This is a genomic window from Mesorhizobium sp. C089B, from assembly GCF_030323125.1.
Lineage (GTDB): Bacteria > Pseudomonadota > Alphaproteobacteria > Rhizobiales > Rhizobiaceae > Mesorhizobium.
The window spans coordinates 6,547,402-6,569,031 of the sequence record NZ_CP100469.1; the positions used below are offsets into that span (position 1 = coordinate 6,547,402).

Genomic DNA, 21,630 nt, shown 5'->3' on the forward strand with positions numbered 1-21,630 from the left:
CGAGGTACGAAGTAGAGAATGGCAGCCAAAACGATCATCAGCCGGCCCATTTACGGAACCCTGTCCCCGCAGCCCGGCAAGCATCATCTTTTCGTGGCGGATGCGGAAGGCGCGCTGGCGATCGTCGATATGGCAAGGACGGCGCCCCCCGGCTTCTTCGACGGCGCCGAAATCGTCTTCATTCCCGGGGCCGACGGCAAGCATGTTGCCGCTCTTGAGGCACTGAAGTCCGCGCAATTTCATGTCGCGCCAACCTTCGCCAGCCTGCTGCCCCGGCTGAAGCAGACGCTTGCCAACGCGCATATGGGCCTGCGCCTCTATCTCGCCGGCACCGAAGGGCTGATCGGCCAGGCCATGCAGGTGGCGCTCGAAGCCGGCATCGATCATACCTCCATGCAGACCGAGCATCGCGGCTCATTGGCGCGGCGCATGCAGTGCGTGCATTGCAAAGGCATCACCGAAAATGTGACGACGCAGCCGGCCACCTGCGCGCATTGCGGCCTGCTGCTTCTGGTGCGCGATCATTATTCGCGACGGCTGGCAGCATTCCAGGGCGTCTGCATAAATGCCGAGGATCGCTCGGAGATCCCTCCCATAGAGGAGGTCTTCCCATGAGCACCGGCACCACCAAGCTCGATGTCGTCGTCAGCGACGTCGTCCCGGTCAACGAACTGGTGACGCGCTTCCATTTCCGCCGCCGTGACGGTGAGCTTTTGCCGACCTTTTCCGGCGGCGCCCATGTCGTGGTCGAGATGCGCGATGGCGACCGCACAAGGCTCAATCCCTATTCGCTGATGGGATCGCCGCTCGACACCCGCGAATACACCATCTCGGTGCGCCGCGACGATGTCGGCCGCGGCGGCTCGTTGTTCATGCACCGGAGCGTCAAGCCTGGCCTGGAGATGGTGGTCAGCTACCCCGTCAATCTGTTCTCGCTCGACCTCAGGGCAAAGAAGCATCTGATGCTTGCCGGCGGCATCGGGATCACGCCGTTCATGGCGCAGACCGCGCAGCTCGCCGGGTCCGGCGGCAATTTCGAGCTGCACTACACCTGCCGCACCGCCTCGCTCGGCACCTATGCCGATGTGCTGCAGGAGCGCTATGGCCGTCGCGTCCGGCTCTATCACGACGACCGCGACGAGCGCATCGAACTCGACCGTCTCTTGTCCTCGCAGCCGCTCGGCACCCATCTCTATGTCTGCGGCCCGGCCGGCATGATCAACTGGGTGCGCGAGCGCGCTGCGGCTCTCGGCTGGCCGGCGGAGACCGTGCACTACGAGCATTTCGCGGCACCCCAGCCCGGCCTGCCGTTCGACGTCACACTTGCCGTTAGCGGCAAGACCATCCGCGTCGGCGAGCAGCAGAGCCTGCTCGAAGCGATCGAGGCCGCCGGCGTCGATCCGCCCTATCTCTGCCGCGGCGGTGTCTGCGGCCAGTGCGAGACCAACGTCGTCTCGTATGACGGCAAGTTCATCCACAACGACCACTGGCTCAGCGAGGAAGACCATCGTTCCGGCTGCAAGATCATGCCGTGCGTGTCGCGCTTCGAAGGCAAGTCGCTGGTCCTGGAAAGATAGGAGGCCAGCTTGGGCATCACCTTTCGCAAGGAAACGTTTCGCGACGATTTCACCTTCAGGAACAGCCCGGAACACATCAGGCGGTTTCCGTTCCCGTTCCACGAAGACGCCTACATGTATGCGGTCAACATCGAGCCGCATGTGGTTGGCCCCAAGGGCAGCGTTCTGGAAAACCTGATCGACGTCGACGAGCACTATGTCGCCGAGATGCAGGACCGTGCACTGGTGCTGGCCGACGATCCGCTGCGCTGCCAGTCGCTGCCGCATATGACGCTGGCCGGCTGGGACCTGCTCGAACTTTTGATGGAGCAACAGGCACTTGGCTATCCCGAGCATTTCACCCTGACCCGCGACGGCGACCGCTGGCGCTGGATCAACCGGCCGCTCGGCATCGACGACACCTTCACCTTCGGCGACACCTCGACACTGCCTTACGGGCCGATGGAGTACATCACCCGCCAGAGCCAGGGTGATTTCTGCATTCTCGATCAGCGCGACGGCAATCTTTGGATGGACGCCGGCATGGTCACCACTCAGGCCGACTGGTCGCTCGATTTCGACATCGGCATGAATTTCTTCGAATGGCACGCGCCGGTGCCGCTGGCGCATGAGAAGGGGATTTTCGTCAGGGCGCTGAAGTTCCTCACCAACATCCAGCAGGGCAAGCCGGCGCGGCGTCTCAACTGGACGATGACCATCAACCCGCGCCTCGACACCAGTCCGGAGAATTACCACAAATGGGGCCCGGACCGCGCGACGGTGACGCCCGAAAATGTCGGCGACAAGGTGCATCTGCGCGTCGAACTGCAAAGCTTCTGGCGCCTGCCGCGCTCGAACGGCATCGTCTTCCCGATCCGCTGCTATCTGATCAAGATGGACGAACTGGTGACACAGCCGAAATGGGCAAGGCGACTGCACCGGGTGATCCGGGATTTGCCGGAAGAGCTGGCCACCTACAAGGGCCTGACGCGGTATCGGCCGACATTGGTGGAATGGCTGTCGAAGCTGGATGATGGCAGTGCGACGTCACCGGGGTTCGGGCCGGACTAAAGGCCCCCTCATCCGGCCGCTGCGCGGCCACCTTCTCCCCGAGCGGAGAAGAGATCGCCAGCGCTGACGCCAGACTCCTCTCCCCTCGGGGCAATCCGGGTGAGCGGGCTGCGGCGGTCCGACTACCCCGCGCTCTGCGGATAGCAAATAATCGACAGATACCGCATCGGAAGTTTCGTCAGTTGCTCCGGCCCGTGCGGCGCGTCGGCGTCGAAGAACAGGCTGTCGCCCGGCTTCATCGGATAGAGGTTGCTGCCGTGCCGGTACACCACCTCGCCCTCCAGCATATAGAGGAATTCCATGCCCTCATGCTGGAAGGTCGGGAACACATCCGAATCCTCGGTCAGCGTAATCAGATAGGGCTCGACGACGACGCCGCTGGTGTTGGAGCCGATATGGCCGAGCAGATTGTATTGATGGCCGGCGCGGGTGCCGCGGCGTTCGACATCTAGCCCTTCGCCGGCCTTGACGAAGACGGCGCTGCGCTCTTCCTCGAATCGGCGGAAGAAGGCGGTGACGGGAACGCCGAGCGCCCTCGACAGCGCCTGCAGTGTGGTCAGCGACGGCGAGGTGATGCCGTTCTCGATCTTCGACAGCATGCCCAGCGAAATATCGGTGGCGACGGCGAGATCGGCGACGGTGATGCCGAGCTTCTTGCGGAAGGCGCGCACCTCGCGCCCGATCGCCACCTCCAGCACTTTTTCGCGCGTGTCGCGAATGGCGTGCGGATTCTGCGTCAGCGGCGCGCGGATGGTTTTTCCGTCCACGGAGGCCTTTGCCGGTGGCTTTGCCCTTGTCGAAGCAGTCTTGGAATCGGAACTTGTCTTCGCCATCTCGCCTCCGAATCCCCATGATTATTTCACTCCAGGTGAACATATTCGGTGCCGATACAGAAACGCAACCGCGCAGCAAGCCCCTTAAGTCGAATGGTGTCCGAACAGGATTTACGCGTCATCCGTTTTTCCGGAAATCCGCTGGGGCGAAACGCGGTTTCTCCACAAGGCCTGTTGACAGCATCCAAGAGGCAATTACTGTCCTGTGAGTGAAATTTGTTTCGTAAGAGCAATTCCAAAAATCGAATGACACCGGGAGGCCTGCCATGAAAACGCGCGTTGCCGTCATTGGAGCGGGGCCATCCGGTCTGGCCCAGCTCAGGGCCTTCAAGTCGGCTGCCGACAAGGGCGCCGAGATCCCCGAAATCGTCTGCTTCGAAAAGCAGTCGGACTGGGGCGGCCTGTGGAACTACACCTGGCGCACCGGCCTCGACGAGCATGGCGACCCCGTCCACGGCTCGATGTACCGCTACCTCTGGTCGAACGGACCGAAGGAATGCCTGGAATTCGCCGACTATACGTTCGAGGAGCATTTCGGCCGCCCGATCGGATCCTACCCGCCGCGCGCCGTTTTGTGGGATTACATCAAGGGTCGCGTCGAGAAATCAGGCCTGCGCAAATGGGTGCGCTTCAACAGCCCGGTGCGCATGGTCACCTTCTCGGACGAGAGCAGGAAATTCACTGTCACCGCGCATGACCGCACCAACGACGTCACCTACTCCGAAGAGTTCGACAATGTCGTCGTCGCTTCCGGGCATTTCTCGGTTCCCAACGTTCCCTATTTCGAAGGCTTTTCGACCTTCAACGGCCGTATCCTGCACAGCCATGATTTTCGCGACGCCATGGAGTTCAAGGGCAAGGACATACTGATCATCGGCCGCTCCTATTCTGCCGAGGACATCGGCTCGCAATGCTACAAATACGGCGCCAGATCGATCACCTCCAGCTACCGCTCCAAGCCGATGGGGTTCAAATGGCCGGAGAACTGGAAGGAAGTGCCGCTGCTGCAGAAGGTCGTCGGCAAGACGGCGCACTTCAAGGACGGCACCACAAAAGATGTCGACGCCATCATCCTGTGCACCGGCTATCTGCATTCCTTCCCGTTCCTCACGGAAGAGCTGAAGCTGAAGACCGCCAACCGCATGTGGCCGGACGGGCTCTATGAGGGCGTCGTTTGGGAGAAGAACCCGAAACTGTCCTATATCGGCATGCAGGACCAGTTCTACACTTTCAACATGTTCGACGCCCAGGCCTGGTTCGCCCGTGACGTCATCATGGGCCGCATCAAGCTGCCGTCGGGACAGGCGATGGCCGAGCACGGCGCCAAGTGGCGGGCACGCGAAGAGACGCTGGAAGACGCCGAGCAGATGATCTGGTTCCAGGGCGACTACACCAAGGAACTGATGGACCAGACCGACTATCCCGGCTTCGACGTCGAGGCGGTCAACCAGACCTTCATGGAATGGGAGCACCACAAGGCGGAAGACATTATGAGCTTTCGCGACCACGCCTACCGCTCGCTGATGACCGGCACCATGGCGCCATTGCACCATACGCCCTGGCTGCAGGCGCTGGACGACTCGATGGAAAGCTATCTCCAGGTGAAGGGCGTGGCGGCGGAATAGGTCGGCGTGATGCAAAACAATGCGCCGGCACCGGCCCAGTTTCAATTCAGAGGGTAGTCGGGAGCCGCATCGGTCTCCGTCACCTTGACCCACACCAATTCGCTATAATAGGCACCCTCCGGGCCGGTGCCGTACATAGACAGCCTGTCAGCCATCAGCAGATGTGTCATGTCGTTGAGTGCCCGGCCGGTCGGCTCCTCGGGCCAGGCGAAGACGCCGTCGGTTTTGGCGCCGAACCTCACATCGGTGCATCCGAAATCGATCTCGACCTTCCACGACAGCAACGGCCTGATATCGCTGAGCGGCGGGCGCGGCGGATCGGGCTGCTCGAAGTGATGGTCGACCGAGACTCTCGTCGGCACTGCCGGCGTGATGCCTTTGGCTTTGAAGGAGGCGATGGCGTCGTCGCCAAATCGTGCGAGCAGGCCAGCGTGCCATAACCGGTAGGTCGCGCGGAAAAAGCCGCTGACCCGGATAGATTTGCCATCGTTGTTGAAGACGTTCACAGCGGCGTAGAAACGGCGCAGTCGTGGCGCCAGCGCCCGCCAGTCGCATTCGGCCGGTGTCCCCGGCGTCGCGATGAAATCGTCAAGCAGATCGCTGCCGCGCACATTGGCGTTCAGCACCGTGCAATCCTCACCATGGATATGCCAGTGCCGCCGGAGCTCGGCTGCTGCGATGCCAGGCTTGCGCAGCTCTTCCACCGAGGCGCGAACCCGAGCAATCGCGTAGGACGTAGCCGCATCCAACGTCTCAAACCCCGAAACCACATGCTCGCCGGTTTTGGCCATGTCGAAGACGACGACAGTAAAAGGCGGTTTGCGCTGATCGGGCATTCGGCAGCAAGCTCAGGCTGGTCGAGGATGAAGCAGCTTTCCGCGCGAAAATGCGTCAAAGTCAAGAGCTGGAGCGCGGCCTGCCATTTCCAGAAGAGGCGAACTCCAGAAGAGGCGAAACCGTCTATCCGAGCCGTGCTTGAGCTTTCGCGGCTCAGGGGTCGAAGACCGACCGCGATGATGTCGATGGCAGGTTGTTGCCAGCCCGCGACAATGCCGCGACTTTGGACAGTGCGATGAACACTTTCTGGCCGAGATCGCGTGTGCCGGCCACGGGGCAGGTGATGATCATCACTTCAATCCAGCGGATAGTCGGGAGGCGCCTCCGTCTCGGTCACCTTGGCGGTTAGTATCTCGCAGTCGTTGGCCCAGTCGGGGCCATCGCCGCGCATGGCCATCATGTCGGCCATCAGCAGGAACTGCATGGTTCTGAGCGCCCAGTCGGTGGGCTCTTGCGGCCAGGCGAAGATTCCGGCGGCGTCGCCGCCGAACTTCACGTCATGGCAGACGAAACCGACCTCGACCTTCCAGGATCGCAGCGTCACGCCTGGCGGCGGGTAGGGCGGGTCGGGAAGCTCGAAGTAATTGGCGACCATGAGCTTCGTCGGCTCCGCCGGCTCGATCCCCTTGGCTTTGAAGGCGGCAATGGCGTCGTCGCCAAAGCGCTCGAGGAGGCCGTCTCGCGTCAGCCTGTAGGTCGAGCGAAAGAAGCCGCCCGCCCAGACGGATTCGTTGTTGCCGTTGGAGATCAGCAGCGAGGCGCGGAAGCGGCGCAGCCTTGGCGCGAGAACTTGCCAGTTGCATTCGGCCGGCATCGACGGCGTCGCAGTGAAATCGTCGAGTAGATCGCTGCCGCGCACTCCGGCGTTCAGCACCGAACAGTCTTCGCCATAGAGGTGCCAGAGCTGGCGAAGCTCTGCAGTGGCGATGCCGGGCTCGCGCAACTCCTCCACCGAGGCGCGAACCCGCGCAATGGCGTAGGACGTCGCCGCCTCCAGCGTGTCAAACCCCGAAACTACGTGCTCCCCGTCCGGCTCGCCGGTCTTGGCCATGTCGAAGACGAGTACGGCAAAAGGCGGTTCGCCGGGATTGGACATTCAACAATTATCCTAGTCTTGCCCGCGCCTTCGCCGTCCAGGCATTGAACAGCCGGTCTGCGACGATGCCGATGAAAGCGATGGCGAGACCCGCGACAATGCCGCGTCCGGAATCGGCCTTGGACAGCGCGATGAAGACTTCCTGGCCGAGGTCGCGTGTGCCGACCATGGCGCAGATGATGATCATCGCCAGCGCCATCAAGATCGTCTGGTTGACGCCGAGCATGATTTCGGGAAGCGCCATTGGCAATTGTACCCGAAAGAAGGTCTGGCGCGGCGTGCAGCCGGAAACCTTCGCCGCCTCGATCAGCGCCGGCGGCACTTGCCGGATGCCGTGATTGGTGTAGCGGATCGCCGGCACCACAGCGAAGGCGACGGTGGCGATCATGGCGGTCACGTCGCCGACGCGGAACAGCATCACCACCGGAATGATGAAGCAGAAGGACGGCAGCACCTGCAGCGTGTCGATGATGGGCGTGACGATCTTTTCGAAGCGGTCGCTGCGGGCGGCCATCAGACCGATCGGAATGCCGATCAGGCAGGCGATGAAGGCCGAGATGCCGCAGAGATAAACCGTCGCCATGGTCTTTTCCCAAAGGCCGGTGACGGCGCAGAAGGCGGTCAGCGCGGCGACGAGGGCGGCGAGACGCAGGCCTGAGAGCTGGTAGCCGGCGAGGCCGAGCAGGGCCACTGCGCCGAGCCACGGAAAGCCTTCGCAGAAGGCGCGCAGCGGGTTCAGTACATTGAGGATGAGCGCCACGCGAAACGCTTCGATCACGTCGAAGAAGTTGATCGTCACCCAGTTGACCGCCGCCTTCCACAGTGGCGCGGTGGTGAAGGTGATCGCCTTCGGCACCGCTGCGAATGCCGGTACGAACAGGCCGAGCAGCGTCGTCACGACCAGGATGGCGATGGCCAGCGACAGATTGGGATAGCGCCGCCAAAAGCTCTGGTTCGCCTGCCGTTGAACGTGGCCCTTCGCCTGTTCGTGGGCGATGGCTTGGCTCAACCGGTCGAGCCCGATGGCGAGTGCCACAATGGCGAGCCCGGCTTCCATCGCTTCGCCGACCTTCAGCGCACGCAGCGCCAGCAGCACGTCGTAGCCGAGGCCGCCGGCGCCGATCATCGAGGCGATGATGACCATGTTGAGCGCCAGCATGATCACCTGGTTGACGCCGACCATCAGCGTCGGCCGCGCCGATGGCAGCAGCACGCGCCACAATTTCTGCCGCGCCGTGCAGCCGGCCATCTCTGAGAAATCATCGATCTCTGACGGCACCCGCGACAGACCCAGCATCGTTGCCCGCACCATCGGCGGCGTGGCGAAGATGGCGGTGGCGATCATCGCCGAGACCGGGCTGTTGCCGAACAAAAGCAGCATCGGGATGAGATAGGCGAAGGTCGGGATGGTCTGCATCAAATCGAGGGCAGGGGAGATGATCAGCCGCTCGGCCCATGGCTTGCGCCACGCCCAGATGCCGGCGAACAGGCCGGTGACGATGCAGAACGGCACCGCGATGGAAATCAGCGCCAGCGTCAGCATGGCGCTGGTCCATTGGCCGAACAGCGCGGTGTAGAGGAAGCAGCCGCCGACCAGCATGCCAAGCTTTCTACCGCCCGCGGCGTGCCCGGCGATGAAGGCGGCGGCGCAGACGCCGATCCAGGACAGGCGCGGCAGGACATAGGCATCGGCACCGTGACCGATCTTGAAATTCTTGGCCAGCAGGTCGAGCGCGAAATCGAGGGGAACGCCGAGCACCGCGGTGATCGAGCGGGTCAGCCAGGACAAGTTCGACTTGATCCAGCGCATCAGCGCACTGACCCAGTCGGCGACGGGAACGACCGCATCGGCCGGATAGTCGACCGCCCATGGCAGCCTCTCCTGCAGCAGGAATACCACCAGCACGGCGGCCAGCGCCAGCGCCCAGATCAGCAGCCAGCGCTGAACCGGTGGCCTCGTTTGGCTGGCGCTTGCAGTCACCGTCATGCGCCGGCTCTTTGCTTGTCGATGCCGGCCAGCAGTCCGATCACGGCTTGCGGCGTCACCTCGCCGATCGACTTGCCGCTGCCGTTGACCACCGCGAACGGTTTTCCCGAAGCGACGATGCTGGCCGAGAAGCTGGCGATCCTGGCGTCGGGCGAAACCGTGCCGCCATGCTCGGAGCCATCCAGGGCACGCATCAGGCTGCGCGCCGAAATCACCTTGGCGCGGTCGACATCCCGGGTGAATTCGGTGACATAGTCGGTCGCCGGATTGACCACCAGTTGCTCCGGTGTGCCGATTTGGATGACCTCGCCGTCCTTCATGATGGCGATGCGGTCGGCCAGCCTGATCGCCTCGTCGAAATCATGGGTGATGAAAACGATGGTCTTGTGCAGCATGGTTTGCAGCCGCATCAGCTCGTCCTGCATCTCGCGGCGGATCAATGGGTCAAGCGCCGAGAACGGCTCGTCGAGGAACCAGATCTCCGGCTTGGTCGCGAGGCTGCGGGCAATGCCGACGCGCTGCTGCTGGCCGCCGGAGAGTTCGCGCGGATAGAAATGCTCGCGGCCGCGTAAGCCCACGAGATCGATCACCTCCCGCGCTCTCGCTTCGCGCGTCGGTCGGTCCTGGCCCTGGATGCTCAGGGGAAAGGCAATGTTGTCGAGCACGTTAAGATGCGGCAGCAGCGCAAAATTCTGGAACACCATACCCATGCGATGACGCCGCAGTTCGATCAGCGCCGCATCGGAAATCTTGAGCAGGTCGTTGCCTTCGAATTCGACCTTGCCGTAGGTCGGCTCGACCAGCCGCGACATGCAGCGCACCAGCGTCGACTTGCCGGAGCCGGATAGCCCCATGATGATGAAGATCTCGCCCTGGCGTATTTCGAGATCGACGGCGCGCACCGCACCCACCAGTCCTGCGGCAGCGACATCGGCCATGCTGGCCTTGCCGTCACGCTCGCGGATGAAGCTGGCCGCGTTCGATCCGAACAGTTTCCAGACATTGCGGCAAGCAAGCTTTATCGGCCGCGCATCCTTTGGCGTGCCAACTGCCTGCGGTTCAGTCGCTTCCGTCATCCAATGGTCCTTCTGGAAAATGGAGATAAGACCCGGCCGCTAGGCCGGGTCCGGCTTCCAGTCAGGCGATCACTGCGCCCAGGCTTTCCAGTCGGCTTCGTGCGCAGCGATCCAGGCGGCGGCGACGTCTTCCGGCGTCTTGCCGCCAAGATCGATCTCGCCGCTCATCTTGTTGAGCTCATCGGTGTCGATCGTGTAGGCCTTGGTCACCTTGTAGGCGATCGGCCATTTGTCCTTCATGCCGGACCAGGAGTATTTCCAGATTTCGCCATGCGGCTTGCCGCAATCATATTTGGCATCCGGGTTGGTGCCCCATTTCGGATCGGTGTAGCACTCGGGCGTATACTCCGGGAATTCAACCCACTCGCCCTTGTACTTGGCCGGCGCCCAGTGCGGCGAATAGATCCACAGCATGATCGGCGCCTTGCGCTGATAGGCCGAGTCCAGTTCGGCGAACATCGCCGCGTCGGTGCCGGCATGGATGACGGTGAAGGGCAGCTTCAGCGCCTCGACGCGCTCGTCGTCAAAACCCTCCCAGGTTACCGGGCCGCCGAGATAGCGGCCCTTCGGCGCCGTCTCCGCTGTCGAGAACGCCTCGGCGCATTTCGGGTCCTTCAGCGTTTCCCAATTGGGCAGGCCGGGGCATTTCTCCTTCATATATTCGGGAAACCACCATTCCTCCTTGGCCTTCGGCCCGAGCTTGCCCAGCCGCTCGGTCTGGCCGGTGGCGTCTGAAGCCTTCATCGCTTCGCCGGCCGTCGTGTCCCAGAACTCCAGGCCGACATCAAGGTCGCCATTGGTGAGGCCGGTGGTCAGGCTGGAGAGGTAGTCGGCTGTCGGATATTCGACGGTATAGCCGAGCTTTTCGAGGATACCGCCAAGGATCTTGGCGTTGAGGTTGACGCTGGTCCAGTCGAACAGCGCGATCTTGATCGGGTCGTTGGATTCAGGTGCTGCTGCGTGGACCGGTGATGTAAGCGCACTTGCGGCGGCAAGCGCCAAGGCTCCCATTGATAGGTTCGAAATCACACTGCGAAATGACATGCTTGTTCTCCTGTCAAACCATGTGGAAATTTCTTGATCGTTCCCTTCTTGCGTCTTTTCTTGATTGTGTTGGAAAGGCGGGTCGTTACGCAAGCTCGTTCGCACCAAGCCAGTGCCGCAGCCGCAACTTGCGCAGGCGAAATGGTTGCTCGACTTGGTGTTTATGTGATGCCGGGCGGGCCCGCGTCATGGCATCGGATGGATTGCTGCGTGAGCAATCGTCAACAGATCGATCGCCGCTCCAGCGGCGCTCTCAGACGTGCGAGCCATCAAGGTCCCATGGTCTCGGCCGGCAAGCCCCATCCCCGCCAGGCCGTTTCATGAGATGAAATTATATATACCAACGTTCATGCGGCGCAACGGCTGATGCCCTGTGCACTGCGGAATTTCAGACTGGTCGATTGCCAACCGCCAGAGCTGACGTTCACGACATGATCAGGCCGCCATCGACATTGATGGTTTGGCCGGTGATGTAGGTGGCGTCGTCGCTGGCGAGAAAGCTGACCAGGCCGGACACGTCCTCGCCGCTGCCGGCGCGGCCCATCGGGATGTTCTTCACCCATTCGGCCATCAGCTCGCCGGGCTTGTAGTCACCCATCAGCTTGCCCCACGCTGCGTCATTATAGGCCCACATGTCGGTGTCGATGATGCCGGGGCAGATGGCGTTGACGGTGATCTTTTCCTTGGCCACTTCCTTGGCCAGGCTCTGGGTAATGCCGACGACGCCGAACTTCGACGCCGCATAGTGCGGCGTGTAGATGAAACCCTGCCGCGCCTGGCCCGATGCCGTGTTGATCAGCCGGCCGCCGTCGCCATGCTTGCGAATGCGCGCGATCGCTTCCTGGCAGCACAGAAACACGCCCTTGGTGTTGACGGCCATCACCTTGTCCCACTCGGCCTCGGTCATCGCCTCGATCCGGGCGATGGTGATGACGCCGGCATTCTGCACCGAAATGTCGACACGGCCGAATTCCTTCTCGGCGAGGTCGTAAAGCGCGGTGACCTCATCCTTCCTGGTAACGTCCATGCGCATCGACGCGACCTTGGCGCCCGCGGCTTTCAGGCTGGCGGCGACGTCCTCGACGCGGGTATCGATGGCGCTGACCACGACCGCGGCACCTTCTTCGGCAAAGCGCTTCGCCATCGCCGCGCCGATGCCGCCGCTCGCGCCGGTGATGACCGCAGTCTTGCCTTCAAAACGCTTCTGCACTTTTCTTCTCCTACCAGCAGACAAAGCCGCCATCGACGATCAGGTCGATGCCGGTGACGTAACTCGCGGCGCGGCTGGCCAGGAACACGGTCGGGCCGACCATCTCTTCCGGCGTCGCCATGCGGCCCATTGGTGTGTCGCGCTCGAATATCTTGATCTGTTCCGCGACCTCAGGCCGTTTGTTCATCGGCGTCAGCGTGTAGCCGGGGCTCACCACATTGACGCGCAGGCCGCGATCGGCCCATTCCATGGCGAGGCTCTTCGACATGTGGATGACGGCCGCCTTCGACGAATTGTAATGCGCCTGGGTCAGGCCGCGATTGACGATCGAGCCCGACATGGAGGCGATGTTGATGATCGAGCCCTTGCGCCGCGTCAGCATGGCGCGCGCCTCGGCCTGGCAGGACAGGAACACGCCGCTGACATTCACGTCGTAGATATTCTGCCATTTTTCCAGCGGCAGCGTCTCGGCCGGCTCGGCCCCGGCGATGCCGGCATTGTTGACGGCGATGGTCAACGCGCCGAGTTCGTTCTCGGTGCGCTCGATCGCTGACGCGAGATCGGCCTCCGACGTCACCGTTCCGGTCAGCACCAGCGCCTTGCGGCCAAGTGCCGAAATCTTGTGCGCCGTCTCGTCCAGCCCGCCCTTGGAGGTGTGGCCGAAACAGGCTATGTCGGCGCCGGCTTCGGCGAGCCCGATGGCAATGGCCTGGCCAATGCCGCTGCCGGCGCCTGTTACCAGCGCTACGTCGCCGCTGAGATCGAATAGTTTCATGTTGTTCCCCCTCCTGAAATGAAGGGGCGCCAGTCTTTGCTGGCGCCCCGCGCGGTCCGGTCCTTGGGAGGATACCACCTGCTGCGCTTTGTTCCGACTCCTGTCCTCAGCTCGTGGCGAGTTCCATCACCGCGACATTGCTCGCCTCGCTGCGGTCGAGAATGCCGCGCTGGCGGCCGCGGCTCAGCACCAGCACCCGGTGCGACAGCCCCAGCACCTCCTCGAGGTCGGAGCTGACCACCACCACCGCCATGCCGGAGCGGGCGAGGTCGGCGATCACGTCGTAGATAGCCGCACGCGCGCCGACATCGATGCCGCGCGTCGGTTCATCGAGGATGAACACTTTTGGCGGTCGCGACACCCATTTGGCAATGATCACCTTCTGCTGGTTGCCGCCGGAAAGCTTGCTGACCGCCTGGCCAGGTTTGCCCTTGACCCCGAGCCTTGCGATGCCGGCTTCGGCGAATTTCTGCACCGCTTTCGGAAACACCCAGCCCTTCGGCGCGACATGGTCGAAATTGCCGAACGCCAGATTCTCGCCGATGGTCTGGTCGAGCACCACGCCTTGCGCCTTACGGTCTTCCGGCACCAGCACGACGCCGGCCTTGATCGCTGCCGCCGGCCCGCTGAGATGCACCGATTTGCCGGCAACGCGCACCGAGCCCGACGAGATCGGATCGGCGCCGGCGATCGCCCGCACCAGTTCGGTGCGGCCGGCGCCGATCAACCCGGCAATGCCGAGGATCTCGCCTGCTTTGACCGAGAAGCAAACGTTGTTGAAGCTCTTCTCCGGCGAGGACAGGTTGTCGACCTCGAGCAGCGTCTCCTCGCGCGGCGGCGTCAAGTGTGGGAACATCCGCTCGACCGAGCGGCCGACCATCTGCTCCACCACGGTGCGCACGGGAATATCGGCGCGCTCGTGGCGGGCGACGATGCGGCCGTCGCGCATCACCACCACGCGGTCGGCAATCTGCGCGATCTCGTCGAGACGATGGCTGATGTAGATGAAGGACATGCCTTCCGCCTTGAGCTTGCGGATCTGCTGGAACAGCAGTTCCGTTTCCTCGCCGCCGAGTGCAGCCGTCGGCTCATCGAAGATCAGCAATTCGGCATTCAGCGTCAGCGCCTTGGCGATCTCGACCTGTTGCTGGGCGGCGATGCGCAGCGCGCCCACCTTGCGCTCGGGCGAGACGTCGAGGCCAAGCCGCTTCAACTGCGCCGAGGCCTTGGCGTTCATTGCTGCGCGGTCGATGCGGCCGCCGCGCATCGGCAGGCGCCCGACATAGACATTCTCCGCCACCGACAGGTCCGGCAGCAACTTCAGTTCCTGGTGGATCATGCCCACACCGGCATCGATTGCCGCGGCAGGCGAGGCGGGGGAATAGGGCTTCCCCCGCCAGATGATGGTGCCCGCGTCTGGCCGGGTCGAGCCGGCGATGATGTTGGACACCGTCGACTTGCCGGCGCCGTTTTCGCCGAGCAGCGCCACGACCTCGCCCGGCCGCACCTCGAAGCTCGCATCGGCCAGGACCTGGACCGGTCCGTAGCTCTTGCAGAGGCCGTTGACGAAAAGCCCGTTGTGCGGGCGTTCGCTGTGGCGAGGATCAGGAGACATCGTGGCGCTCTCTCTAAGCGGTGCGGGTTATTACGGGTGCTTGGCGATGAACTGTTCGACATTGTCCTTGGTGGTCAGCGTCGCATCCTGCAGCTGCTCGGCCGGAACGCTTTCGCCGGCAACCAGCTTGATCGCCGCATCGACGGCGAGACGGCCCATGCCTTGCGTCTGCTGCGTCGCGGTGACGTCGAACACGCCGTCCTTCAGCGCCTTGAGTGCGGCCACGTCGCCATCGAAGCCGGCAACCCAGACCTTGTGGCCGGGATTGGCGACCTTGACCGCCTGTGCCGCACCCAGCGCCAGCGCATCGGCCTGGCCGATGACGATGGAGACATCGGGATGCGACTGCAAAAGGTCCTGCGTCAGCTTGAAACCTTCGTCCTGGTGCCAGCCTTCGCTCCACAATTCGCCGACCACCTTGATATCGGGATAGGCCTTGAGCGCTTCGCCGCAACCCTTGGAACGGTCGACTTCCGGCGTCGTGCCCTTCTGGCCGTGGATGATGATCAGTTCGCCTTTGCCGCCGGCCTGCTTGGCGATGTAGTCGCACACGGCCTGCGCCGAGGCGACACTGTTGGTGGCGATGAAGGTGTCGCCGGGCGCGCCGTCGGCGTTGCGGTCGACATTGACGACCGGGATGCCGGCAGCCTTGGCGGTCTTGGTCGGCACGGTGGCGGCTGTGGCGCCGGCCGGAATGTAGATCAGCGCGTCGATGTTCTGCGTGATCAGATCCTGCACCTGGCTGACCTGGGTCGCTGAATCGCCCTTGGCGTCGACGGTGACGATCTCGATGCCCTTCTCCTTGCCGTAGGCTTCGACCGACTGCTTGATCTGGTTGAAGAAGTCGGCCTGCAGATTGGCGACGGCGAGGCCGAGTTTCTTGGCGTCCTTGGCCGAGGCCATGTCGGTCAGCCCAAGCAGCGGAATGATGGCGGCAGCGGCGAGCAGCAGTGAACGTTTGGTCAGCATGTTTTTCCTCCGTTGATAGTCAAACTGTCCCGCCAGCGCATCGCGCCCCTTGGAACATCCCAGTTTCGGATCGACCGATCCGTCTATCGCCCGGACGCTCCGGGCGAATTCTCAATTGTGCCCCGCTCCCTATCGCGCCCTGCGCCGCCACGTATCGCTGGCGACGGCCAGCGCGATCACCACGCCGATCACCACCTGCTGGATGAAGGGCGAGACGCCGAGCAGATTGAGCCCGTTGCGCAGCACGCCGATGATGAGTACGCCGACAGCTGTGCCGCCGATTGAGCCGATGCCGCCCGACAGGCTGGCGCCGCCGATCACCACCGCCGCGATGGTGTCGAGCTCATAGCCGAGGCCGGAACTCGGCTGCACCGAATCCAGCCGCGCGGCGAGCACGATGCCGGCAAGACCCGCAAGCACGGCGCAGATGGCATAGACCCAGTTGGTCAGCGACTTCACCGGAATGCCGGAGAGCCGCGCCACCTCGGCGCTGCCGCCGATGGCGTAAAGGCTGCGGCCGGTGGCGCGGTAGTTGAGGAAGATGGCGAAGACGATCGCCAGCACCATCATCACCCCGACTGTGACCGACAGGAAGCCGAAATGGCGGATGATCGACAGGGTGGTGAACCAGTCGGGAAAGCCGACGATCTGCGAGCCGTCGGTGATCATGTTGGCAAGGCCGCGCGCCACCGACATCATCGCCAGCGTCGCGATGAACGGCGGCAGCCGGGTGACGGTCACCAGCAGGCCGGACACCAGTCCGCAAAGGCCGGCGACGACCAGTGCTGCAACGACGCCGGCCGCAAGGCCGAGATTGAGATAGTCGGGATGGGAGACAAAGCCCATCACCATGGCGGCCAGCGCCAGCACCGAGCCGACCGAGAGATCGATGCCGCCGATCAGGATCACCAGCGTCATGCCGATTGCCATGATGCCGAGCACGGTGATCTGGTCGAGCACGTTGAGGATGTTGCGCACGGTGAGGAACGTGTCGGTGGTCAACGTCAGCGCCAGGCAAAGCAGCAGCAGCCCGATCAGCGGCCCCATGGTTCCGGCAAACAGCGCCGAAAGCTTCGCGGCCGTCGCACCTTGAGTGCCGGGCGCGGCTTTCAACTCGCCCGCCTTCGACTCGCTTGCATCATTACTCACGGCCACTTCGTCTCCTCCGTCAGCGAAACGACAATGGCCTGCCGTCCGCTCTTGTTCACCAGGCACCTCCCTGTGAACAATTTATCTTTGATATGCAATTTTGTTCAGCTAAACTGTTCATTAGAAAATTGTCAAGAGCCGTTGCGCCATTCGGCGAAGGTTTGCGCCACCGGGCGGTTTGTCCTAGGGAAGGCCAGGGGGCGGCGCTTTGCGGAAAAGATTTCCGAAATCTGCCGCGGGAGGGCAAAAGATGGCGACCGTCGAAAATGAGAAGGCCTCGCGCTTCCCCGATGCCGAGCTGAAGGCCCGCGCTGCCTGGCATTACTATGTCGAGGGCCTGACGCAGGAGCGCATCTCCGAGATTCTTGGCGTCGGCCGCATCAAGGTGCACCGGATCCTGTCGGCTGCCCGCGAGGAAGGCATCGTGCAGTTCCGCATTCGCGACAGTGTCGTCGAATGTGTGCAACTCGAGGAGAGCCTGAAGCAGCGCTTTGGGCTAAGCCAGGCGGTCGTGGTGCCGTCGGCCGCCGACCGCAGCAACGCGCCGCTGATGATCGGCCACGCGGCTGCCGCCTATCTCGCCGACAACGTCAATGCCGGCGACGTCATTGCGCTGGGCTGGGGCCGGACGCTGAAATTCGCCATCAACGAATTGCCGAGGCGGCCGATTGCCAGGACGACGGTCGTCTCGATGCTCGGCGGCCTCACCCACGCGCAGCCGCTCAACCCGACCGAAAGCGCCTGGGAGTTCGCCGAAAAGATCGGCGCTGAATGTTTCCTGCTGCCGGTGCCGGTCTATGCCGACAAGCCGGAACAGCGCGATGCCTTCATGAGCCAGCGCAGCGTTCAGGATGTGGTCTTCCGCGCGCGCCGCGCCAACATCGCCGTGCTCAGCGTCGGCTCGTTTTCCAAGGACAGCCCGATCGCCAATTACGGCTTCATCAAACCGAGCGAACTCGAGGAATTGCAGGCGGCCGGCGCGGTCGGCGACCTCTTGTGCCATTTCATCGACGCCGAGGGCCACCCTGTCGACCATGAGGTCAACCGCCGCGTCTGCGCCTATCCGCTGCAGGATCTGTCCGATATTCCGAGCATCATCCTGGTGTCAGGCGGTCAGGAGAAGGTCGCCGTCATGCGCGCGGCGCTCGCCAACACCAGGATTACGGTGCTCATTACCGATGAAGATGCGGCCAAAGGCCTGCTCAACCGTTGAGCGCTGTCCGGCGTCGGTCAGAATTCGCAGGGCTCCGGACGACTGTCGTCCGACCAGTCGGCCAGTGCGATCGGCACGAATTTTCCCGCGACCGGTTTGCCGTCGTCCAGGTCCTTTGAGGCAACGCCTCTGCCGGTGAGAAAATTGATGTCGCAACCGCCCAGCGTCGTCTCGACCGAGCCGTCGGCTTTCTGCACATTCCAGTCCCAGTCGCGACTGTAGCCGGCGACAAGGAATTTACCGCCGCGCCAGACGATGGTCAGTGTTGTATCCCATGATTTGTTGGCGCCGCAGCCGAAGCACGAGGTGACGACAAGCGATCCCTTGCCCTTGCTTTCGAGCCCGAGAATACGGTCCTGCGTCAGCGCCTTTTTGACAAAGTCAGGCTTGCGCGAAGGATCGAGCTTTCCTTCGCCGGCAGCCAGATAGATCGAGAGATCCGCCAGCCCGCTGTCGGAATCCGCCGCGATCGCGGCCCGATCCATCCTGCCGTCATTGTCCATGTCGAGCGTGACCTCGAAGGGCGGCTCGTCCTGCGCACGCGCCGTCATCGGAGCTGCCGCAAGCGCGACAATCCAGGGCAGGGCGGCAAGGTGAAATACTGCTTTCATGAGCCCGATGAGTCTAGCATTGGCCGGGCAGGACGCAAAATCGGCAAGCTGGGCAGGTTGGGCATGGGAGCCTCACGCAGGCAAGCTGCGCTTGAACTCAGATCGCACCGAGCCGCGCGTGGATGTCGCGTGTCGCGTGATAGAGGTCGCGGTAGATCGCCTTGCGCGCCCGGTAAGCCGGCACCAGCGTCATATCCGGATCGACACGCCTGGCCGGCGCCGCCGCCATTGCCTTGGCGGCGTCTTCCGCCGAGGCGAACCAGCCGATCGCCGAAGCCGCCAGCATGGCCGCGCCAAGGGCCGCCGCCTCGTTGACCGGCGACACGAACAGCGGCCGCTCCAGCACGCTGGCCATGATCTTCATCAGCAGCGCCGAATTGGTGCCGCCGCCGGCGGCAATCATCTCTCCCGGCTTGCCGCCGCTTTCGGCCTCCATCGCCTCGCTGGCGATGGCCTGCTCCAAAGCGATGCCTTCCAGCGTGGCGCGGAAGAGATGCCTGGGCTCATGGTCGAGCGAAAGGCCAACAACGGCGCCGCGCGCCGCGCCATCCCAATAGGGGCTCATGACGCCGGCCCAATAGGGCATGACCAAAAGACCGTCGCCGCCGGCCGCAACATCGACCGCACCCTTCTCCAGTTCTGCCGCGGAAGACGCGCCGGTGGTGCGCACGATCCAGTCGACCAGTTGCATGCCCGAGCGCAGCACGGTTTCCAGCATGAAGCCCGAGCCGGTGGGCGAGACAAGCGTGCGAAACGCGTCCGATGTGGTGACCGTGCCGGAATAGCAGCCGCTGACGACGCCGGAGCCGAGCGAGAGATAGCTCTTGCCGGCACCATAGACGCCCATGCCGAGACCCATGGCCTGGCCATCGCCGGCGCCGGCGACAATTGGCGTGCCCGCTTTGAGGCCAGTCAGCTGGGCAATGCTTTCGGCAAGGCCGCCGCAGATTTCGCCTGGGCCGATCAGCGCCGGCAACTGCCGTGGCTGCAGCCCTGCAGCCGCGACAAGCTCAGGGTGCCATTCGCCTGTCGCGACATCGAGCAAGCCGAGCGGGTCGGCACTTGCCGTGCTGGTAACCAGCCGTGCGGTCAGCCGGTGAACGAAGAAGCCATGAACATCGACCAGGGCGGCGGCGTTGGCCAGCACCTGCGGCTGGTGTTCGGCCAGCCAGGCGATGGCATAGAGCGCCGGCGTCGGATCCGGCGGCTTGCCGCTCCAGTCGCGGATCGTCTCGCGGCCAAGCTCGGCCGACAGCCTGGCGACTTGAGGCCGGGCGCGCTCGTCAAGCCACAGGATCGCCGGGATGAGCGGCGTGCCGGCCTGATCGATCAGGGTGAAGGTCTCGCGCTGATGGGCTATGGCAATTGCCGCCACGCGCGCGGCGCCGACCTTGTCGGCAACCTGCTTCAGCGCACTGATGAGGGCTGCCCACCAATGTTCGGCATCCTGCTCGAAATGGCCGGGCTTCGGATTGGCCAGCGGATAGGCCTCGCGCGCCTGGAACAGCTCCGCGCCGTCGCGGGTGAAGGCGATTGCCTTCACCGCCGTCGTCGAGGCATCGATCCCGATAACGACATCGTCCATCACAGGGAGATCCCGAAGGTTCAGGCGGCGTTGGTCACAAACTGTCCGTCCGACTGGTCGAGACGGCGGCGGATCTGCGTTATCACCATCGAATCGTCGGGTACACAATTTTCATAGGTGAGGAAGTCGCCGGTCTTGACCGGCTTGACCACCTTGGCGCGTTCGGCAATCCCGAGCGGCAGCGCGCCCTTGGCGCGGGCGTCCTCCCAGGTCATGGCGAAGCCGCGATAGTCGTTCTCGCCGATCATGCCGAGCGATTGGCCCGCGCCGAGATCGCTTTTGGCCACCGCCACCGCTTCGGCGACCGGATGGTCGAGCGGCTCCATGTCGGCGCGTTTGTAGACCACGGCGCGAGCCGCCGACAGTGGCACTTCAAGGCTTGTCAGGTGATAGGGACGGTAGATCGTGAAATAGGGGCCCTTGCCGACCTTGAGGTCGACCATGCGCTCCAGCACGCGCGGATGCCTCGTTTCGATGATGCAGAACACGCCGGGCGCCACGCCCTTGCCGATGGAATAGTCGACCACGCCCTTGCGGTGCAGCACGCCGCCATCCTCGCGCGGGCAAAGCACGCTGGCCAGTTCCTCCAGCGTCGCCGTCGGGCCGTGCATGCCCGGCACGTCGGGCACCAGCCCGGTGGCGTTGGCGATAGCCACCATCTCGATCGCCGTCTTGGAACCGTCGACGAACTCGACCAGCATGCGCGCATTCATGTTGCGCTCGGCCGCTTCCTTCTCGTAGTCGGCGGGCATGGCGTCGATCTTGAGCGGGTTGTTTTTGCCCTTGCCGGCGGCGATGATGTTGAAGCCGAGGCTCTTGGCGAAGCCGATGATCTCCAGCGTGCAGGCGGGTTCGTCGCCGGCCGCACCGGTGTAGACCACGCCGGCCTTGCGCGCTTCCTCCTTGAGGAAGCGGCCGATCGTAATGTCCGCCTCGACATTGAGCATAACGATGTGCTTGCCGTTCTTCATCACTTCGAGCGCAAACAGCGTGCCGATGTTGGGATTGCCTGTCGCGTCGATGATGACATCAATGCGGCCGGCCGCGGCCAGCGCATGCAGATCTTCGGTGACAGCGATCTTGCCGGCCTCGATGGCGCGGTCGATGGCAGAGGCGTTCGCAGCCTGGACGATGCCGGAGCGGTCATAGCCGGCGAGCAGTGCGGCATCGATCGCCGCTTGCGGCCGCACCTCGGAAATGGCACCGATCCGCATGCCCGGCATCAGCGCCACCTGGACGACGATGTCGGTGCCCATCTGCCCGGCGCCGGCGAGTCCGATGGTGATAGGCCCTTGGGCTTCAGCGCGCTGCAGAAGTTCCGCTGCAAATTGCGGATGGGCCATATCGCTTCCTCCAGTCATGACGCGCCGCAGCGTCA

The 21,630-nt window shown here is 63.4% G+C and carries 20 protein-coding genes; 5 read left to right on the forward strand and 15 right to left on the reverse strand.

All coding sequences use genetic code 11. From position 1 onward, the window contains the following. Nucleotides 1-18: 18 nt before the first annotated feature. From NLY44_RS31865 to NLY44_RS31875, 3 genes are read left to right on the forward strand one after another with little or no spacing between them, the layout of a single operon-like run. Nucleotides 19-615: a dimethylamine monooxygenase subunit DmmA family protein gene (locus NLY44_RS31865; RefSeq protein WP_023668542.1), complete on the forward strand. Its 597-nt coding sequence runs from the start codon at nt 19-21 to the stop codon at nt 613-615. Further along, a complete protein-coding gene (locus NLY44_RS31870; RefSeq protein ID WP_023687064.1) occupies nt 612-1,577 on the forward strand; it encodes a PDR/VanB family oxidoreductase in 966 nt (321 codons plus the stop codon). Before NLY44_RS31865 ends, NLY44_RS31870 begins: the two co-directional genes overlap by 4 nt. A gap of 9 nt (nt 1,578-1,586) precedes the next feature. Continuing rightward, nucleotides 1,587-2,627, forward strand: a complete 1,041-nt coding sequence (locus NLY44_RS31875) for a heme-dependent oxidative N-demethylase family protein (protein ID WP_023687065.1) — start codon at nt 1,587-1,589, stop codon at nt 2,625-2,627. Nucleotides 2,628-2,749: 122 nt separating this feature from the next. Here NLY44_RS31875 and NLY44_RS31880 read toward each other — a convergent pair whose 3' ends face one another. Continuing rightward, nucleotides 2,750-3,460 carry a helix-turn-helix domain-containing protein gene (locus NLY44_RS31880; RefSeq protein WP_023687066.1) on the reverse strand — a complete coding sequence of 237 codons (711 nt, stop codon included), beginning with the start codon at nt 3,458-3,460 and terminating at the stop codon, nt 2,750-2,752. A gap of 266 nt (nt 3,461-3,726) precedes the next feature. Between NLY44_RS31880 and NLY44_RS31885 the strand changes: the two genes are divergently transcribed. After that, nucleotides 3,727-5,085, forward strand: coding sequence for a trimethylamine monooxygenase (locus NLY44_RS31885; RefSeq protein WP_023709929.1), 1,359 nt, complete (start codon nt 3,727-3,729; stop codon nt 5,083-5,085). Between the two features lie 41 nt (nt 5,086-5,126). Here the strand turns inward: NLY44_RS31885 and NLY44_RS31890 are convergent, their stop codons facing one another. The 11 genes from NLY44_RS31890 to NLY44_RS31940 form a co-directional block, all read right to left on the reverse strand. After that, nucleotides 5,127-5,921, reverse strand: a complete 795-nt coding sequence (locus NLY44_RS31890) for a hypothetical protein (RefSeq protein ID WP_023754056.1) — start codon at nt 5,919-5,921, stop codon at nt 5,127-5,129. A gap of 154 nt (nt 5,922-6,075) precedes the next feature. Then, nucleotides 6,076-6,213, reverse strand: coding sequence for a hypothetical protein (locus tag NLY44_RS31895; protein ID WP_023696622.1), 138 nt, complete (start codon nt 6,211-6,213; stop codon nt 6,076-6,078). A gap of 4 nt (nt 6,214-6,217) precedes the next feature. Continuing rightward, entirely contained in the window at nt 6,218-7,018 is an 801-nt protein-coding gene (locus NLY44_RS31900) for a hypothetical protein (RefSeq protein ID WP_023804351.1), read from the reverse strand. 7 nt (nt 7,019-7,025) lie between these two features. Next, nucleotides 7,026-9,005 (reverse strand): ABC transporter permease, encoded by a 1,980-nt coding sequence (locus NLY44_RS31905; protein ID WP_023684420.1) that lies wholly within the window; start codon nt 9,003-9,005, stop codon nt 7,026-7,028. Next, a complete protein-coding gene (locus tag NLY44_RS31910) occupies nt 9,002-10,081 on the reverse strand; it encodes a quaternary amine ABC transporter ATP-binding protein (protein ID WP_023804350.1) in 1,080 nt (359 codons plus the stop codon). Before NLY44_RS31910 ends, NLY44_RS31905 begins: the two co-directional genes overlap by 4 nt. 69 nt (nt 10,082-10,150) lie before the next feature. Further along, nucleotides 10,151-11,125, reverse strand: a complete 975-nt coding sequence (locus NLY44_RS31915; protein ID WP_023804349.1) for an ABC transporter substrate-binding protein — start codon at nt 11,123-11,125, stop codon at nt 10,151-10,153. Between the two features lie 424 nt (nt 11,126-11,549). Further along, nucleotides 11,550-12,368 carry a glucose 1-dehydrogenase gene (locus tag NLY44_RS31920; RefSeq protein ID WP_050586867.1) on the reverse strand — a complete coding sequence of 273 codons (819 nt, stop codon included), beginning with the start codon at nt 12,366-12,368 and terminating at the stop codon, nt 11,550-11,552. Next, nucleotides 12,346-13,110, reverse strand: a complete 765-nt coding sequence (locus NLY44_RS31925) for an SDR family oxidoreductase (protein ID WP_023752581.1) — start codon at nt 13,108-13,110, stop codon at nt 12,346-12,348. Before NLY44_RS31925 ends, NLY44_RS31920 begins: the two co-directional genes overlap by 23 nt. Nucleotides 13,111-13,216: 106 nt before the next feature. Continuing rightward, nucleotides 13,217-14,725 carry a sugar ABC transporter ATP-binding protein gene (locus NLY44_RS31930; protein WP_023804348.1) on the reverse strand — a complete coding sequence of 503 codons (1,509 nt, stop codon included), beginning with the start codon at nt 14,723-14,725 and terminating at the stop codon, nt 13,217-13,219. 30 nt (nt 14,726-14,755) lie between these two features. Next, nucleotides 14,756-15,694, reverse strand: a complete 939-nt coding sequence (locus NLY44_RS31935; RefSeq protein WP_023804347.1) for a sugar ABC transporter substrate-binding protein — start codon at nt 15,692-15,694, stop codon at nt 14,756-14,758. A 129-nt stretch (nt 15,695-15,823) separates the two neighbouring features. After that, nucleotides 15,824-16,807 (reverse strand): ABC transporter permease, encoded by a 984-nt coding sequence (locus NLY44_RS31940; protein WP_050588864.1) that lies wholly within the window; start codon nt 16,805-16,807, stop codon nt 15,824-15,826. 286 nt (nt 16,808-17,093) lie between these two features. Between NLY44_RS31940 and NLY44_RS31945 the strand changes: the two genes are divergently transcribed. Beyond that, nucleotides 17,094-18,056, forward strand: a complete 963-nt coding sequence (locus NLY44_RS31945) for a sugar-binding transcriptional regulator (protein WP_023745534.1) — start codon at nt 17,094-17,096, stop codon at nt 18,054-18,056. Nucleotides 18,057-18,073: 17 nt separating this feature from the next. On the opposite strand, the gene NLY44_RS31950 is transcribed toward NLY44_RS31945, so the two are convergent. The 3 genes from NLY44_RS31950 to NLY44_RS31960 all read right to left on the reverse strand — a co-directional run bounded on the left by NLY44_RS31950 (nt 18,074) and on the right by NLY44_RS31960 (nt 21,595). Further along, nucleotides 18,074-18,667 (reverse strand): hypothetical protein, encoded by a 594-nt coding sequence (locus NLY44_RS31950; protein WP_023745533.1) that lies wholly within the window; start codon nt 18,665-18,667, stop codon nt 18,074-18,076. A gap of 97 nt (nt 18,668-18,764) precedes the next feature. Further along, the gene (locus tag NLY44_RS31955) at nt 18,765-20,252 is read right to left on the reverse strand and encodes a xylulokinase (RefSeq protein WP_023804345.1); all 1,488 of its coding nucleotides are present in this window, start codon (nt 20,250-20,252) and stop codon (nt 18,765-18,767) included. Between the two features lie 20 nt (nt 20,253-20,272). Then, on the reverse strand, nt 20,273-21,595 hold the full coding sequence (locus NLY44_RS31960; RefSeq protein ID WP_023804344.1) for an NAD(P)H-dependent oxidoreductase: 1,323 nt from the start codon (nt 21,593-21,595) through the stop codon (nt 20,273-20,275). Between the last annotated feature and the right edge of the window lie 35 nt (nt 21,596-21,630).

Coding starts and splice junctions, on each gene's coding strand:
- NLY44_RS31870 (WP_023687064.1), top strand. CDS start 612: ATGAGCACCGGCACCACCAAGCTCGATGTCGTCGTCAGCGACGTCGTC.
- NLY44_RS31895 (WP_023696622.1), bottom strand. CDS start 6,213: ATGATCATCACCTGCCCCGTGGCCGGCACACGCGATCTCGGCCAGAAA.
- NLY44_RS31865 (WP_023668542.1), top strand. CDS start 19: ATGGCAGCCAAAACGATCATCAGCCGGCCCATTTACGGAACCCTGTCC.
- NLY44_RS31935 (WP_023804347.1), bottom strand. CDS start 15,694: ATGCTGACCAAACGTTCACTGCTGCTCGCCGCTGCCGCCATCATTCCG.
- NLY44_RS31905 (WP_023684420.1), bottom strand. CDS start 9,005: ATGACGGTGACTGCAAGCGCCAGCCAAACGAGGCCACCGGTTCAGCGC.
- NLY44_RS31925 (WP_023752581.1), bottom strand. CDS start 13,110: ATGAAACTATTCGATCTCAGCGGCGACGTAGCGCTGGTAACAGGCGCC.
- NLY44_RS31960 (WP_023804344.1), bottom strand. CDS start 21,595: ATGGCCCATCCGCAATTTGCAGCGGAACTTCTGCAGCGCGCTGAAGCC.
- NLY44_RS31885 (WP_023709929.1), top strand. CDS start 3,727: ATGAAAACGCGCGTTGCCGTCATTGGAGCGGGGCCATCCGGTCTGGCC.
- NLY44_RS31920 (WP_050586867.1), bottom strand. CDS start 12,368: ATGGCGGCTTTGTCTGCTGGTAGGAGAAGAAAAGTGCAGAAGCGTTTT.
- NLY44_RS31890 (WP_023754056.1), bottom strand. CDS start 5,921: ATGCCCGATCAGCGCAAACCGCCTTTTACTGTCGTCGTCTTCGACATG.
- NLY44_RS31900 (WP_023804351.1), bottom strand. CDS start 7,018: ATGTCCAATCCCGGCGAACCGCCTTTTGCCGTACTCGTCTTCGACATG.
- NLY44_RS31955 (WP_023804345.1), bottom strand. CDS start 20,252: ATGGACGATGTCGTTATCGGGATCGATGCCTCGACGACGGCGGTGAAG.
- NLY44_RS31950 (WP_023745533.1), bottom strand. CDS start 18,667: ATGAAAGCAGTATTTCACCTTGCCGCCCTGCCCTGGATTGTCGCGCTT.
- NLY44_RS31880 (WP_023687066.1), bottom strand. CDS start 3,460: ATGGCGAAGACAAGTTCCGATTCCAAGACTGCTTCGACAAGGGCAAAG.
- NLY44_RS31930 (WP_023804348.1), bottom strand. CDS start 14,725: ATGTCTCCTGATCCTCGCCACAGCGAACGCCCGCACAACGGGCTTTTC.
- NLY44_RS31945 (WP_023745534.1), top strand. CDS start 17,094: ATGGCGACCGTCGAAAATGAGAAGGCCTCGCGCTTCCCCGATGCCGAG.
- NLY44_RS31915 (WP_023804349.1), bottom strand. CDS start 11,125: ATGTCATTTCGCAGTGTGATTTCGAACCTATCAATGGGAGCCTTGGCG.
- NLY44_RS31910 (WP_023804350.1), bottom strand. CDS start 10,081: ATGACGGAAGCGACTGAACCGCAGGCAGTTGGCACGCCAAAGGATGCG.